Origin of the sequence: Mariniflexile soesokkakense (genome assembly GCF_039650365.1) — a bacterium.
GTDB classification, from domain to species: domain Bacteria; phylum Bacteroidota; class Bacteroidia; order Flavobacteriales; family Flavobacteriaceae; genus Mariniflexile; species Mariniflexile soesokkakense.
Window position 1 is genome coordinate 1 of the sequence record NZ_JAZHYP010000002.1, and the last position, 15,320, is coordinate 15,320.

15 protein-coding genes and 1 tRNA gene are annotated in these 15,320 nt (G+C 34.2%); 15 read left to right on the plus strand and 1 reads right to left on the minus strand.

Going from position 1 to position 15,320, the window contains the following annotated elements; all coding sequences use genetic code 11:
- Positions 1-256 precede the first annotated feature (256 nt).
- Positions 257-331: transfer RNA gene (locus tag VP395_RS04010), tRNA-Pro, on the minus strand.
- 156 nt (positions 332-487) lie between these two features.
- Between VP395_RS04010 and VP395_RS04015 the strand changes: the two genes are divergently transcribed.
- From VP395_RS04015 to VP395_RS04085, 15 genes are all read left to right on the plus strand, one after another.
- Positions 488-2,785 (plus strand): TonB-dependent receptor domain-containing protein, encoded by a 2,298-nt coding sequence (locus VP395_RS04015; RefSeq protein WP_346240435.1) that lies wholly within the window; start codon positions 488-490, stop codon positions 2,783-2,785.
- A 26-nt stretch (positions 2,786-2,811) separates the two neighbouring features.
- Complete coding sequence (locus tag VP395_RS04020; protein WP_346240437.1) at positions 2,812-3,936, plus strand: PQQ-dependent sugar dehydrogenase; 1,125 nt, start codon at positions 2,812-2,814, stop codon at positions 3,934-3,936.
- A 14-nt stretch (positions 3,937-3,950) separates the two neighbouring features.
- Entirely contained in the window at positions 3,951-4,349 is a 399-nt protein-coding gene (locus VP395_RS04025) for a c-type cytochrome (protein ID WP_346240438.1), read from the plus strand.
- Positions 4,350-4,413: 64 nt separating this feature from the next.
- Complete coding sequence (gene udk, locus VP395_RS04030) at positions 4,414-5,019, plus strand: uridine kinase (protein ID WP_346240439.1); 606 nt, start codon at positions 4,414-4,416, stop codon at positions 5,017-5,019.
- A gap of 2 nt (positions 5,020-5,021) precedes the next feature.
- Positions 5,022-5,345 carry an FtsB family cell division protein gene (locus tag VP395_RS04035; RefSeq protein WP_346240440.1) on the plus strand — a complete coding sequence of 108 codons (324 nt, stop codon included), beginning with the start codon at positions 5,022-5,024 and terminating at the stop codon, positions 5,343-5,345.
- Positions 5,338-6,726: a methylmalonyl-CoA mutase subunit beta gene (locus VP395_RS04040; protein ID WP_346240441.1), complete on the plus strand. Its 1,389-nt coding sequence runs from the start codon at positions 5,338-5,340 to the stop codon at positions 6,724-6,726. Before VP395_RS04035 ends, VP395_RS04040 begins: the two co-directional genes overlap by 8 nt.
- Entirely contained in the window at positions 6,719-7,363 is a 645-nt protein-coding gene (locus VP395_RS04045) for a hypothetical protein (protein ID WP_346240442.1), read from the plus strand. Before VP395_RS04040 ends, VP395_RS04045 begins: the two co-directional genes overlap by 8 nt.
- A complete protein-coding gene (gene scpA, locus VP395_RS04050) occupies positions 7,363-9,486 on the plus strand; it encodes a methylmalonyl-CoA mutase (protein ID WP_346240443.1) in 2,124 nt (707 codons plus the stop codon). Before VP395_RS04045 ends, scpA begins: the two co-directional genes overlap by 1 nt.
- Positions 9,487-9,594: 108 nt before the next feature.
- Complete coding sequence (locus tag VP395_RS04055; RefSeq protein ID WP_346240444.1) at positions 9,595-10,359, plus strand: ParA family protein; 765 nt, start codon at positions 9,595-9,597, stop codon at positions 10,357-10,359.
- A gap of 2 nt (positions 10,360-10,361) precedes the next feature.
- Complete coding sequence (locus tag VP395_RS04060) at positions 10,362-11,273, plus strand: ParB/RepB/Spo0J family partition protein (protein ID WP_346240445.1); 912 nt, start codon at positions 10,362-10,364, stop codon at positions 11,271-11,273.
- Positions 11,263-11,877, plus strand: coding sequence for a DUF5683 domain-containing protein (locus VP395_RS04065; protein WP_346240446.1), 615 nt, complete (start codon positions 11,263-11,265; stop codon positions 11,875-11,877). The genes VP395_RS04060 and VP395_RS04065 overlap by 11 nt, the downstream gene beginning before the upstream one ends.
- A 40-nt stretch (positions 11,878-11,917) precedes the next feature.
- Positions 11,918-12,622, plus strand: a complete 705-nt coding sequence (gene dapB, locus VP395_RS04070) for a 4-hydroxy-tetrahydrodipicolinate reductase (protein ID WP_346240447.1) — start codon at positions 11,918-11,920, stop codon at positions 12,620-12,622.
- Positions 12,623-12,682: 60 nt separating this feature from the next.
- A complete protein-coding gene (gene lepB, locus VP395_RS04075) occupies positions 12,683-14,254 on the plus strand; it encodes a signal peptidase I (protein WP_346240448.1) in 1,572 nt (523 codons plus the stop codon).
- A gap of 89 nt (positions 14,255-14,343) precedes the next feature.
- Positions 14,344-14,967 carry a WbqC family protein gene (locus VP395_RS04080; protein ID WP_346241001.1) on the plus strand — a complete coding sequence of 208 codons (624 nt, stop codon included), beginning with the start codon at positions 14,344-14,346 and terminating at the stop codon, positions 14,965-14,967.
- Positions 14,967-15,275, plus strand: coding sequence for a DUF6122 family protein (locus VP395_RS04085; RefSeq protein WP_346240450.1), 309 nt, complete (start codon positions 14,967-14,969; stop codon positions 15,273-15,275). Before VP395_RS04080 ends, VP395_RS04085 begins: the two co-directional genes overlap by 1 nt.
- Positions 15,276-15,320: the final 45 nt, after the last annotated feature.

Below are 15,320 nucleotides of genomic sequence, written 5' to 3' on the forward strand. Positions count from 1 at the left end.
AATAATTGAAAAGGTACTGTTTGTCTGCATTTTTAACGGCTTTGGTTTGACATTTTAAAAAAAAAACGAAAGTCAAATTGCTTTTAAATGCTCTTTAAATTTACGACAATTTTGGTAAGATACTGCACACCTGATTGCACACCATTTATATGTTGTTTTTCGTTTTTATTTGGCATCAAACAAAATGCCTAAAAACAAAAAAACACTGATAATCATACAATTAACAGTGTTTTGATACTTCCTAAAACTAGGTTCGTCGGGGTGGCAGGATTCGAACCTGCGACCTCCTGCTCCCAAAGCAGGCGCGATAACCGGGCTACGCTACACCCCGAAGGTTATTTTATTCTAACGGGATGCAAATATACTTTTTTAAATAATATTCCTGTTAAATATTTTATTTAATTTTAAAAAATCTATTTTTAAATTTTTTTATAACAAATCAAGTTATATTAAGTTTTTTTTAAGCTCAAAAATTAATCAAATTTAAATGATTCAACCTAACTTATACATTTTAAAGAAAACAGTTTCCATAGTTATTTCCTTTATCTGTATTTCCTTTACCTATGCCCAACAAACTATAAAAGGCAGAATTATTGATAGCGAAAATGGCACGTCTATCCCAAATACAACAGTTATAAATTCCCAAAACAATACATCTGTAATTTCAAATAATTCAGGGGAATTTGAAGTGCAACAAACGGGAATTTATCAATTTACCATAACAGGTTACCAAGAAAAAAACGAGCTATTAGAACCTGGATATACAATTATTCAACTCCAATTAAATCCATCACAATTAAATGAAGTTATTGTTAACACAAATCATATTCCTCAAAAACTAAAAAAAGCAAATTCAACCATCGATATTATCACTTCTAAAGATATTGAGCGTGGAAACACAACAAACCTTAATGATGTTTTAAATAGAGTTCCTGGTGTATTTATGCAATCGGGGGCACTAAACACCAACAAAATTTCAATTAGAGGTATTGGTTCAAGAAATCTTTACGGAACTTCTAAAATAAGGGCATATTTTCAAGACATTCCGTTAACTTCTGGAACCGGTGAGACAACTATTGAGGATTTTGAATTAGGTTCCATCTCACGTTTTGAAATCATCAAAGGTGCTGGTTCCAGTATTTATGGTGCAGGACTTGGTGGCACTATTCATTTAATTCCACAAAGTGCATTTCTAAATCAAACCACTGCCGCAAGTGATATTTCTTTTGGATCATTCGGACTCATAAAAGGCATTTTAAATATTAACCACGGCACAGACAAAAACAGCTTTAGAGTCATTCACAGTAACACACACAGTAATGGATATAGAGACAATAACTCATACGACCGGCAAACAATTACAATTAATACAAATCATTTTTTAAGTAATAAAGACGATATCTCATTTTTAGCGAGTTATGTTGATTTAAAAGGATTTATACCAAGTTCTATCAACGAAAATGCTTATAAAAATAATCCGAAATCGGCAGCATTTACTTGGGCTCAATCTAAAGGACATGAAGATTCGCAACGTGGTATTCTAGGGGCTTCCTGGAACCATCAATATAATAGCAACATAAAACAAGTAACCAGTGTTTTTACTTCGTTTAAAAAAGCTTACGAACCTAGGCCTTTCGACATTTTAACGGAAAACATATCTGCAATTGGCATAAGAAGTCGGGTTTTGGGTACTTTTAAAAAACTAAATTGGACACTTGGTGGCGAGTTTTTTAAAGACTCGTATAAATCAATAAACTTTGAAAATTTATATCAAGATTATCCTGCCGGCTCCGGTAGTGTTGAAGGTGATAAATTCTCCGATTTTAAAGAAAAACGCAACTATTACAACCTGTTTTTTGAAACCAATTACAATCCTTCAGAGAAAACTACACTTTCTTTTGGATTGAATTTCAACAAAACATCTTATAATCTAATAGATCGATTTGTTACAGATGAAAACCCAGACCAATCGGGTGCTTACTCTTTCAAAGGCATATTATCGCCTAAGCTTGGAATTTCACATGTTTTCACAAACAATATAAGTGCGTATTCCAATATAAGTCATGGGTTTTCTCCGCCAACAACTGCCGAAACTTTACTGCCCGATGGTTTAATAAATACCAACATAAAACCAGAAACTGGATGGAATTTTGAAGTTGGTACGCGCTCATCGTTCATCAACAACCGCTTACAACTTAATTTGGCATTATACAGGTTATATATTCAAAATCTTCTTGTTGCCAGAAGAACGGGAAACGACCAATTTATTGGAGTAAACGCCGGAAGAACACTACACGATGGTTTAGAAATGGTTTTAAAATACCAATGGTTGCAGGCGGATTTTTTTTCTCTTAATCATTATACTTCATTCACCCTCAACAATTTTAAGTTTAAAGAGTTTATTGATGATGGAAACAATTTCTCTGGCAATAAATTAACAGGAGTTCCTTCAAATGTTTTAAATACTGGTATAGACTTTGATACTAAATTAGGATTATTTACAACCATTAATTACCAATATGTTGGGCGTATTCCTATGACAGACAGCAATTCACTTTTTTCTGATAGTTACAGTTTAACCAACATCAAATTAGGTTACAAAAACCAAATAAATAAGAATCTTAAATTAAATGCATACTTTGGTTTAGATAATATTTTTGACAAACATTATGCATCACAAATTCTAATCAATGCTACTGGCTTTGGTGGTGCTGCCCCTAGATACTATTACCCAGGCAATCCAATAAATTATTACACAGGAATAAACTTAAGTTATATCTTTTAACTAAATTTATATCAAAAACAAAAAAGATGAAACAACTACATACCGTATTCTCCATAATTTTAATCTCTTTAAGTGCTTGTGCCCAACAAACCGAATCTGAGGTAAAAGCCCAAGATCCTGAAAACGTAAACTATACAACAGAATTAGTTGTTTCAGATATAAACATCCCTTGGGGCATGGCCTTTTTACCAGATGGCAGTATGCTAATAACAGAAAAAGCAGGCGAACTTATTCATTTTAAAAATGGCACAAAAACCTTAATTGAAGGTGTGCCTGAAATTTATGTACGTGGTCAAGGTGGTTTTATGGGCATCAAATTACATCCAAATTACCAAACTAACGGATGGATTTATTTCTCATATGCTTCTGCTGAAGGTGAAGACGATGGTGGTAACACTGCTATTATGCGTGCTAAACTAAAAGACAATACTTTAGTTGAAAAAGAAGTGCTATACAAAGCTAGTCCTAACTCCAAAAAAGGTCAACATTTCGGTTCTAGAATAGAATTTGATAACGAGGGCTATTTGTATTTCTCTATTGGAGAACGTGGCGACCGCGATGTAAACCCACAAGACATTACACGCGATTGCGGTAAAATTTACAGACTTCATGAAGATGGACGCATTCCTACAGATAATCCATTTGTTAATTCCGAAAACGCAAAGCCAGCCATTTATAGTTACGGGCACAGAAATCCGCAAGGGTTACTAAAGAATCCAGAAACCGGAGATATTTGGGAGCACGAACATGGTCCACAAGGTGGGGATGAAATCAACATCATCCAAAAAGGAAAGAACTACGGGTGGCCAGTGATATCATACGGTATTAACTACAACGGAACATCTTTTACAGATATTACTAAAAAAGAAGGTATGGAACAACCTCTTTTTTATTGGGTACCCTCTATTGCTCCTAGCGGAATGGCATTTGTTACATCAAACAAATACCCCGATTGGAAAGGCAATTTATTAGTAGGCTCACTCAAATTTGAATATTTAGAACGCTTGGTTTTAGATAATAGAAAAGTTATTAAGCGTGAAAAACTAATAGAAAAAACTGGGCGTATTAGAGATGTTGTTCAAGCACCAGATGGTTATATTTATGTAGCCGTAGAAGGCAAGGGCATCGTTAAAATAGTACCTAAAAATTAAAACAATAAATAGTTATGAAGTTACTCCAGTTAAGTTTATTCGTTACACTTTCAATTACATTTACAAGTTTTTCACAAACAAGTGCTTTAAAATCCAGTATAGAACGAGGTAAAGAAATCTATACTGATTTTTGCGTATCCTGCCATTTACCTAACGGAAAAGGTGTTGAACGCATTTATCCGCCACTAACAAATTCAGATTATCTAAAAAACAGAGAAGCCAGTATTAAAGCTATCAAATTTGGACTTCAAGGTAGCATTGTTGTAAACGGTAAAAAGTACAACAGCGTTATGACTCCTCTAGGATTAAGCGATGATGAAATTGCCGATGTTATGAATTACATTAGCAACAGTTGGGGCAATAAAAACGACAAAATGGTTACCGAAACAGAAGTTTCAAAAATCAAAAAATAAAATAACTCACAGTATTTGATTGACATTTAACTAACTTTGTAATGCCTAATTAACAAAACTATCAATGCTTATTATAGGAATTGCAGGAGGAACAGGTTGCGGCAAAACAACCGTTGTAAATCAAATACTCAACCAACTTCCAGAAGGTGAAGTTGGTGTTATTTCGCAAGATTCTTATTATAAAGATACCACACACCTAAGTTATGATGAGCGTATAAAAATTAACTTTGATCACCCAAGGTCTATCGATTTTGATCTTTTAGAAAATCATCTTAAAAATCTAAAAAACGGTATGCCTATACACCAACCCGTGTATTCTTTCGTTAAACACAATAGAACGGGCGATACCATTTTTACACACCCTAGAAAAGTAATGATTGTGGAAGGCATTTTAATTTTAACACATCCCGAATTGCGAGATATGTTCGATATTAAAATATTTGTGCATGCCGATACCGACGAACGTTTAATAAGAAGATTAAAACGTGACATTTCTGAACGTGGTAGAGATTTAGATGAAGTTTTAACACGCTATCAAACCACATTAAAACCTATGCATGACCAATTCATAGAACCTATGAAAGAATATGCAGACATTATTATACCCAACAACAAACACAACACAGTGGCGGTTGATATTGTTCGTACCATTATTAATAACAAGCTATAAATATGACCTTTTTTAAGCATAAAATATTCAAACCGTTTAGAAATGTATTCATACTTATCTTAGCAGTATTTTTAGTTTGGATGCTTTTTTTTGATGCTAATTCGTGGTTAATCCATCATGAATTGAATACGGATATTGATGCTTTGGAAAGTGAAAAAGAATATTATCAAAAAGAAATTGAAAAAGATAACAAAGCTATTAAAACCTTAAGCACTGAAGAAGGTTTAGAAAAATTTGCACGTGAAGAATATTATATGAAACGTGATAATGAGGAGATTTATATAATTGAATACGAAGACAGTTTAAAAACCAAAGAAAATGATTAATGGTTTGTTTGATGAATTCAATTCGGTTTCAGCAAAACAGTGGAAACAAAAAATACAGTTCGATTTAAACGGTGCTGATTATAACGAAACGCTTATTTGGAAAAGCAACGAAGACATTTCGGTAAAACCATTTTACCATTCTGAAGATTTAAAAACCCTCCCAGAAGTTTCAAACACCAAAGCAACGCAATGGCAAATTTGTCAAACTATTTTTGTTGCCAATGTTGAAAAATCAAACCAAAAAGCCATTAAAGCTATTAAACGGGGTACAGAAAGCATCAAATTTATTATCCCTAACAAAGAGGTTTCTATTGAAAATTTATTGGAAAATCTTGATCATATTCCTGTTTTTTTTGAACTTCAATTTCTTTCAGAAACATTTATCAATAAACTAAACGAATGTTACCTTGAGCGCAGTCGAAAGGCAGCTTCAAAAAGCGAAATTTGTATTCAAACTGATATTATTGGAAACCTTGCAAAATCCGGTAATTGGTTTCATAACTTAAACGACGATTTCTCCAAGTTTAAAACTATCGTAAAACAAACCAAATCTTTTAATATAGATATCGCCTTACTTGAAAATGCTGGTGCCAACATGGTTCAGCAATTAGCTTATGCACTTGCTCATGCCAATGAATACTTAAATGCTATTGATAGCGAATTTGACTTAGAAACCAAACAAACTCTTCAAATAACTTTTGAAGTTTCTATAGGTTCCAACTACTTTTTTGAAATAGCCAAATTACGTGCTTTACGTTTACTTTGGAGTACTCTAGCTTCAGAATATCAAACTATTACTCGATGCCTTATCACAGCGTCACCCACAAAACGCAATAAAACCATATACGATTACAACACCAATTTATTACGTAGCACTACTGAATGTATGAGCGCCATACTTGGCGGCGCTAATACAGTTTGCAATTTACCATACGATGTTATGTATAAAAAAGCCAATGCATTTAGTGAACGGATGGCTCGTAATCAACTTTTAATTTTAAAGCACGAGAGCTATTTTAATAAGGTGAACAATCCGTCCGATGGATCTTATTATATTGAATCTTTAACCAATCAACTTGCTGAAAAAGCATTAGTTTTATTTAAGGATATTGAAACGAATGGCGGCTATTTAAAGCAGTTAAAAGAAGGTACCATTCAACGAAAAATTAAAGAAAACGCTACTAAAGAGCAGCAACAGTTTGATACTACTGAAATTGTTTTATTAGGAACGAATAAACACCCCAACCCTAATGATATTATGAAGGATGAATTAGAGCTTTATCCGTTTGTAAAAAGGCATCAAAGAAAAACCATAATAGAGCCAATTATTGAAAAACGACTAGCCGAAACATTAGAACAAAAACGACTAAAAAATGAATAAAAGCCGCTTCATATTATTTTTTCTAATTAGTTTTTTAACTCTGTTTAGCACTTCCTGTTTAAGTATTGCTAAAGACGTTAAAAGCTGGATAGAAGTTAGTAATATTGAAGACGTTCAAGGTAACTATCATTTTTTAAACGAAGACCAAATAAAAATTTATTTACCAGAGGCCTTTAAAAAATATTCAAGAGCAGGGTATGAAAAGCTTTTAGACTCTTTAGCTAGTAAAAAAGATTATGAACTGGAAATTAAACGCTTGGAATCTTTACGCAACATGGAGGGCAACTTTCACATTTTTTTCGATGAAGAAACCCGCTCTACATATACCATAAATACCATGCCGTATATGCCAATACACAAAGGTGATGCCCAATATATTTTAGGCATGATATCCATGAATAATGAAAAAATTTCAAGAACTACCGATTTAGAATTCACCAAAATAACTGCAAAATACACTACCAACAATGGCATTCAAATTTTTAAGGCAATTCATAAAATAGAAAACACTAAAAAACTAATTACAAGCTTTAACTCATCATACATTGTATCAGCAAATAAAAAAACTATATACGTCCAACTATTAACAGGTTTTGATGTGAATTTCGACCCATTTTTACAAAAAATGATTTTATAATGTCTAGAAAAAATCTTCAGCATATTAAAATAAAGACTGAATTCGGGAAACCGAAATTAGAAGCTTCTGAAACTTTTGTTACAGCTGAAGGGATTGAATTAAAATCAACCTATTCGAAACAAGACATTGAAAATTCAGAGCACCTCAACTTTGCTGCTGGAATAGCTCCTTACCTACGCGGACCTTATAGCACCATGTATGCTACAAAACCTTGGACTATTAGACAATACGCAGGGTTTTCTACCGCTGAGGATAGTAATGCCTTTTACAGGCGCAACTTAAAATCAGGACAGAAAGGACTCTCTGTAGCCTTCGATTTGGCAACACATAGAGGCTACGATAGCGACCACGAACGTGTTATGGGCGATGTTGGAAAAGCAGGTGTAGCCATCGATTCGGTTGAAGACATGAAACTACTTTTTGACCAAATTCCACTCGATAAGATGAGTGTATCTATGACTATGAATGGTGCTGTTTTACCCATTATGGCATTTTATATTGTTGCTGCACAAGAGCAAGGTGTTAAAACAGAACTGCTTTCTGGCACCATTCAAAATGATATTTTAAAGGAGTTTATGGTTCGTAACACTTACATCTACCCTCCTGCACCATCCATGAAAATCATCTCAGATATTTTTGAATATTGCAGTAAAAACATGCCCAAATTCAACAGCATCAGTATTTCAGGGTATCACATGCAAGAAGCTGGTGCCACCTGCGATATTGAATTGGCATACACATTGGCTGATGGTTTAGAATACATAAGAAAAGGATTGGATGCAGGCATGGATATAGACACATTTGCTCCGCGCCTTTCATTCTTTTGGGCTATTGGCATGAATCATTTTATGGAAATTGCCAAAATGCGAGCAGCACGTATGCTTTGGACTAAAATAGTAAAACAATTCAACCCGAAAAATGAAAAATCACTTGTTCTTAGAACACATTGCCAAACCTCTGGTTGGAGTTTAACAGAACAAGATCCATTTAATAACGTGGCTAGAACGACTATTGAAGCAGCCGCAGCCGCTTTTGGTGGTACACAAAGTTTACATACTAATGCTTTAGATGAAGCCATTGCATTACCAACCGATTTTTCGGCACGAATTGCCAGAAACACACAGCTTTATTTACGAGAAGAAACCAAAATCACAAAAACAGTCGACCCATGGGGAGGCAGTTTTTATATTGAAAAATTAACCCATGATATTGCTCAAAAAGCATGGACACTTATTGAAGAAATTGAAGCTCTTGGAGGCATGTCCAAAGCTATTGAAGCGGGCATCCCCAAAATGCGTATTGAACAAGCAGCAACAAAAAAGCAAGCTCGTATTGACTCAAATCAAGATATTATTGTGGGTGTTAATAAATTTAAGCTTACCAAAGAAGATTCTATCGTAACGCTTGAAGTTGACAACGAAACGGTGCGTAAGCAACAAATTGAGCGTTTAAAAACCATTAAAGCTAAAAGAAATTCAGAAAAAGTAAACATCGCTTTATCAAAATTAACAGAAGCAGCTCGCACTAAACAAGAAAATTTACTAGCTTTAGCAGTAGAAGCAGCTAGACAACGCGCCACACTAGGAGAGATTAGTGATGCACTTGAAGAAGTATTTGGTCGTTATAAAGCTGAAATAAAATCGTTTTCTGGTGTGTACAGTAAAGAAATAAAAAATGACGCCTCGTTTAAAAAGGCCCAAGAATTAGCCGATAGTTTCTCCAAACAAGAAGGCCGAAGACCCCGTATTATGATTGCTAAAATGGGACAAGATGGTCATGACCGTGGGGCTAAAATAGTTGCTACGGGTTACGCTGATGTTGGTTTTGATGTAGATATTGGACCCTTATTTCAAACCCCACAAGAAGTAGCAAAACAAGCCATAGAAAACGATGTTCATATTTTAGGTATCTCATCACAAGCGGCAGGACATAAAACCTTAGTCCCACAAGTTATTAAGGAGCTTAAAAAATACGGTCGTGATGATATTATGGTTATTGTTGGTGGTGTAATACCCAAACAAGACTACCTGTTTTTAAAAGATGCAGGTGCCACAGCCATATATGGCCCAGGCACTAAAATTAGTGATGCTGCTATTGAAATTTTAGAGATTTTGATCGGTTAATTTTAAGAATTTCATTTTCCTCGTTTTATTTAATCTAATGTTTGTAATTTGGGTTTTTATTCCTCATAAATAATTGTATTTTTACCGTTCATAAAACCAAATCATTTAATGGGTAAAATCATTGCAATTGCAAATCAAAAAGGAGGCGTTGGAAAAACAACAACATCCATAAATTTAGCCGCTTCACTAGGGGTTCTGGAAAAAAAAGTATTACTTATTGATGCTGACCCTCAAGCAAATGCAACTTCTGGAATAGGGATTGATGTAGAAAACGTAGAAATAGGCACCTACCAACTTTTAGAGCACTCTAGTTCAGCAAGAGAAGCCATCATAAAAACCGAAACGCCCAATTTAGATCTTATTCCTGCACATATCGACTTAGTTGCTATCGAAATAGAGCTTGTTGATAAAGAGGCTAGAGAATATATGCTAAAAAAAGCCTTGCAAGAAATTAAAGACGATTACGACTATATTTTAATTGATTGTGCACCGTCTTTAGGTTTATTAACACTAAATGCTTTAACAGCTGCCGATGCCGTAATAATACCCATTCAGTGTGAATATTTTGCACTTGAAGGTTTAGGTAAACTTTTAAACACCATAAAAAGTGTTCAAAAAATACATAATCCAGATTTAGATATTGAAGGTTTATTACTAACCATGTACGATTCGAGATTAAGATTATCAAACCAAGTAGTTGAAGAGGTTCAAAAACATTTTAACGATATGGTTTTTCAAACTATCATACAGCGAAATGTAAAATTAAGTGAAGCTCCAAGTTTTGGAGAAAGCATTATCAATTACGATGCCGCTAGCAAAGGCGCTAGCAATTACTTAAGTTTGGCTAAAGAAATTATCAATAAAAACGCTTAAATATGGCTAAGGCAATTAAAAAACAAGCTTTAGGAAGAGGTTTATCGGCACTTTTAAAAGACCCAAGTAACGACATTCAATCGGCACAAGATAAAAATGCGGATAAAGTTGTTGGTAATATTATTGAATTGGATATTGCTTTTATTGAAGTCAACCCATTTCAACCGCGTACCAATTTTAGCGAAGAATCGCTACGGGAATTAGCGTCATCTATAAAAGAATTAGGCATCATTCAGCCTATTACCGTTCGAAAATTAGGCTTTAACCAATACCAATTAGTTTCTGGTGAGCGTCGTTTTAGAGCATCAAAATTAATAGGTTTAGAAACCATTCCTGCATACATACGTATTGCAAACGATCAAGAATCGTTGGAAATGGCTTTGGTTGAAAATATTCAACGTCAAGACTTAGACCCTATTGAAATTGCCTTATCCTACCAACGTTTAATTGATGAAATCAACTTAACGCAAGAACAAATGAGCGAACGTGTTGGTAAAAAGCGTTCTACCATTACCAACTATTTGCGTCTATTAAAGTTAGATCCTATTATTCAAACAGGGATGCGCGATGGGTTCATTTCCATGGGACATGGTCGTGCTTTAATTACAGTTGAAGACCCAAGTATTCAATTAGACATTTACGAAAAAGTACTTTCAAACGAACTATCGGTAAGAGATACTGAAAATCTGGTTCGAAACTACAATACCACTCAAGAAGTAAAAGTAGTAACTAAAAAAGAAGAAAGTGAAGCAACCCCAAACCATATAAAAGAAGGTATTAAAGCCTTTTCGGAATACTTTGGGCATAAAATAGACGTTAAAGTCTCTAAGAATGGAAAAGGAAAAATTACCATTCCGTTTCATTCTGAAGAAGATTTTAATCGTATTAAAAAATTAGTTGAAGGTGCCAAATAAACTCTTTATAGTTAGCGTATTCTCACTATTATTTTGCTGCTTTCTATCAGCACAAGAAAAAAACAACAAAAAAAAAGAGCTACCCGAAGCCATTAGTGTTGATTCTGTTATTGAAATTAAAAACCCTTACAATCCGCTTTCTCCAGCAAAAGCCGCTTTTTATTCGGCTGTTTTACCTGGATTAGGGCAAGCCTACAACAAAAGATATTGGAAAATACCCATCGTTTATGGTGGATTAGCAACTGGTATCTATTTTTATTCAACCAATAATAAAGAATACAACCGCTATAGAGATGCCTACAAAAGCAGACTTGCAGGTTTTAAAACCGATGAGTTTTATTTTGATTCTCAAGGCAACCAATTATCAACGCCACGCGTTACGACCGATGGCTTACAACGTGGACAAAAGTTTTACCGAAAAAACAAAGAAATTTCACTTTTGGTAACACTCGGTATTTATGCCTTAAATATTATAGACGCCAATGTAGATGCACATTTAATGCAATATAATGTAGATGAAAACCTATCTTTGGCACCACATTTTAAAATCAATGAGATTGATGCAACAAGCAATCTTGGATTAACTTTAAATTTTAAATTTTAGCCCATAATGGGCATTTGGCAAATTAAAAAACTACAAACAAATGAACATTGCTTTACTTGGATACGGAAAAATGGGAAAAACCATTGAGCAAATAGCTATTAAACGCGGACATACCATTGTTTTAACCGTAGATAAAGGTGATGAAGGTTATGATATTACCAAAGCCGACGTTGCCATCGATTTTAGTATTCCTACGGTTGCTTTTAATAATATTTCAAACTGTATCAACAATGGTGTTCCTGTAATTTCTGGAACTACGGGTTGGTTACATGATTACGATAAAGCCGTAAACCTTTGCAAAGAAAAGAAAGGCGCTTTTATTTATGCTTCAAATTATAGTCTGGGTGTAAACATTTTTTTCGAGCTGAATAAAACCTTAGCTAAAATGATGAGCACTTTAAAACAGTACAATGTTTCTATGGAAGAAATTCATCACACACAAAAATTAGATGCACCAAGTGGAACTGCTATTTCTTTGGCAAATGATATTATTGCAAACAACGCTAATTTTGAAGCTTGGAAACTTGATGAAACAGCTGAAAAAACAATCCCTATTGTTGCGAAACGTATTGAAGATGTTCCAGGAACACACACCGTAAATTACGAAAGTGAAGTAGATACCATTACTATTGAGCATGTAGCTCATACCAGACAAGGGTTTGCTTTAGGTGCTGTTATTGCTGCAGAATGGATTGTTGGAAAAACAGGCGTTTTCACTATGAACGATGTGTTAAATATTGGTTAATCCTTACAAAACACGTAACAACTTGAGTAAGTTTAGCTACTAAAAATAAAAATTACGATTATGACATTGATGCAATGGTTTATTTTCATCTTGATTATTCAAGTAATACACGGTTTAGGTACTTGGAAATTATACATTAAAGCTGGAAGACAAGCTTGGGAAGCTTTTGTACCAGTGTATAATGGTATTATATTAATGAAAATCATCAATCGCCCTTGGTGGTGGATTATACTGTTATTTTTACCAATCGTTAATCTAATTATGTTAGCTGTGGTTTGGGTAGAAACCGCCAGAAGTTTTGGAAAAAACTCAACTTTAGACACGTTTTTAGCTCTTATATCCTTAGGATTTTACAATTTCTACTTGAATTATGTGGCTGATGTTAAATATATTGAAAATAGAAGTTTACAACCAAAATCCGGTGCGGGCGATTGGGTAAGTTCTATACTGTTTGCTATTGTAGCGGCAACCATTGTTCACACCTATTTTATTCAACCGTTTACCATTCCGTCGTCATCTTTAGAAAAATCGTTGTTGGTGGGCGACTTTCTTTTTGTTAGCAAATTTCATTATGGTGCCAGAGTGCCCATGACGACTGTTGGAGCACCTATGGTACACGATACCATACCTGGGTTAAAAAAGAAATCTTACTTATTTGACGACCATAAAGGAAGTAGTTCTTGGAAAAACAAACTGCAACTGCCTTACCTTAGAATTCCTGGGTTTGAAAATATTAAAAGAAATGAGATTGTAGTTTTTAATCAGCCAGCAGATACCTTGTTGGATATGAACGATTTTCATCCAGATAGAAACTACTATAAACCAATTGACAAAAAAACCAATTTAGTAAAACGTTGTGTTGGAGTTGCGGGTGATTCGTTAGAAGTTCGCAATGGTTTTGTTTACATAAACGGAAAACAGAATGTTTTACCAGATAGAGCACATTTACAATTCAGCTATTATGTTCAGCCTAAAACATCACAATTTAATCCCATATACCTTAAAGAGCGCTATGATATTACGGATGGTTTTGGCATTATAAATGATAAAAACACCTATTATTTTTCTGCGATTTCTGATGAAGCTTTAGCTAAGTTTAGAGATAATCCAAATGTGGTTAGTATTACACCAGCAAAAGCTACAAAAGGAGACCCCAACTCTAGTATGTTTCCCCACAACCCAGATTACAATTGGAATATTGATTTTTTGGGTCCTTTATACATTCCTGAAGCTGGAAAAACAATCGATATAAACCTAAAAGTTTTACCACTCTACAAACGTGTTATTACCGAATATGAAGGGAATACACTGCAAGTAAAAGGCAACCAAATTTTAATAAATGGTGAAGTAACGACCACCTATACCTTTAAGCAAAATTATTATTGGATGATGGGTGATAACCGCCATAATTCAATTGATTCACGCTTTTGGGGCTTTGTACCTTTTGACCATGTTGTTGGGAAACCCGTATTCATTTGGATGAGCTGGGATGGTAAAAAACCGCGTTGGGAACGTTTCTTTACAACGGTTAGTGGTGAAGGCAAAGCAACTTCATTTCTTATACCTTTCTTGGTTTTGTTATTTGGATGGATTGGTTTTAATAAATGGAGAGCGAGAAAGAAGACTAGTTAATTTGTCATTCCTGCGAAAGCAGGAATCCATTTTAAAATAATTCAGATTCAATGAAAGAGATTCCAGCTTTCGCAGGAATAACAGAACAAATGAACATTATCATCCACCCCACATACTTCCCAAACATTGCGCATTTTGTTGCCTTAGTAAATGCAGAAAGCGTGGTATTTGAAGTTGATGATAATTTTTTAAAACAAACCTATAGAAACCGCACTTACATTTATGGCGCAAACGGTAAACTGGCATTAAATATTCCTGTAATCCATACCCAAAAGAATAGACAGAAGTATCGGGATGTTAAAATTTTTAATGACACCAAATGGCAAGATTTACATTGGAAATCATTGCTTTCAGCTTATAGAACATCACCTTTTTTTGAATATTATGAAGATGAGCTTCATCCTTTATTTCATTCTAAAGCCGAATTCATTTTAGATTTTAATTTGAAAAGTTTTGATGTGATTTGCGATTGTTTACAGATGGATTTAGACACTTCAAAATCTAAAGTTTACCAAACGGAGATTATAAACACTGCTGATTTCAGACCCTTAGTAAACGCTAAAAAAGAAGCACCACAACAGTTTGATACCTATACCCAAGTTTTTAGTGATAAGCACGGATTCATCCCTAATTTGAGTATTTTAGATTTATTGTTTAATGAAGGGCCTAATGCGCTCAATTATTTAGAATCTCAAACCATAAACCTTTACTAATGTTACAAACTGTAGCACATTACGGTTGTCATTTTTTATTACCGCTAGCAGTTGCATTGGTTTTTTATAATTCGAATTGGAAATTTGCTTATCTCATCATGATTTTAGGGATGTTGATTGACTTAGACCATTTATTAGCAAACCCCATTTTCGACCCCAATAGATGCAGCATCAATTTCCATCCGCTTCACTCCTATTATGCCATTGGTATTTATATATTACTTTTAATTCCGAAGAAAACAAGATTAATTGGTTTAGGTTTGGTAATCCATATTATTGCTGATTTGGTGGATTGTGCTTTGATGTAATTAAAGCAGCAAAGATTCAGAGTCCTAAAGCCTCAAAGTTTTTGA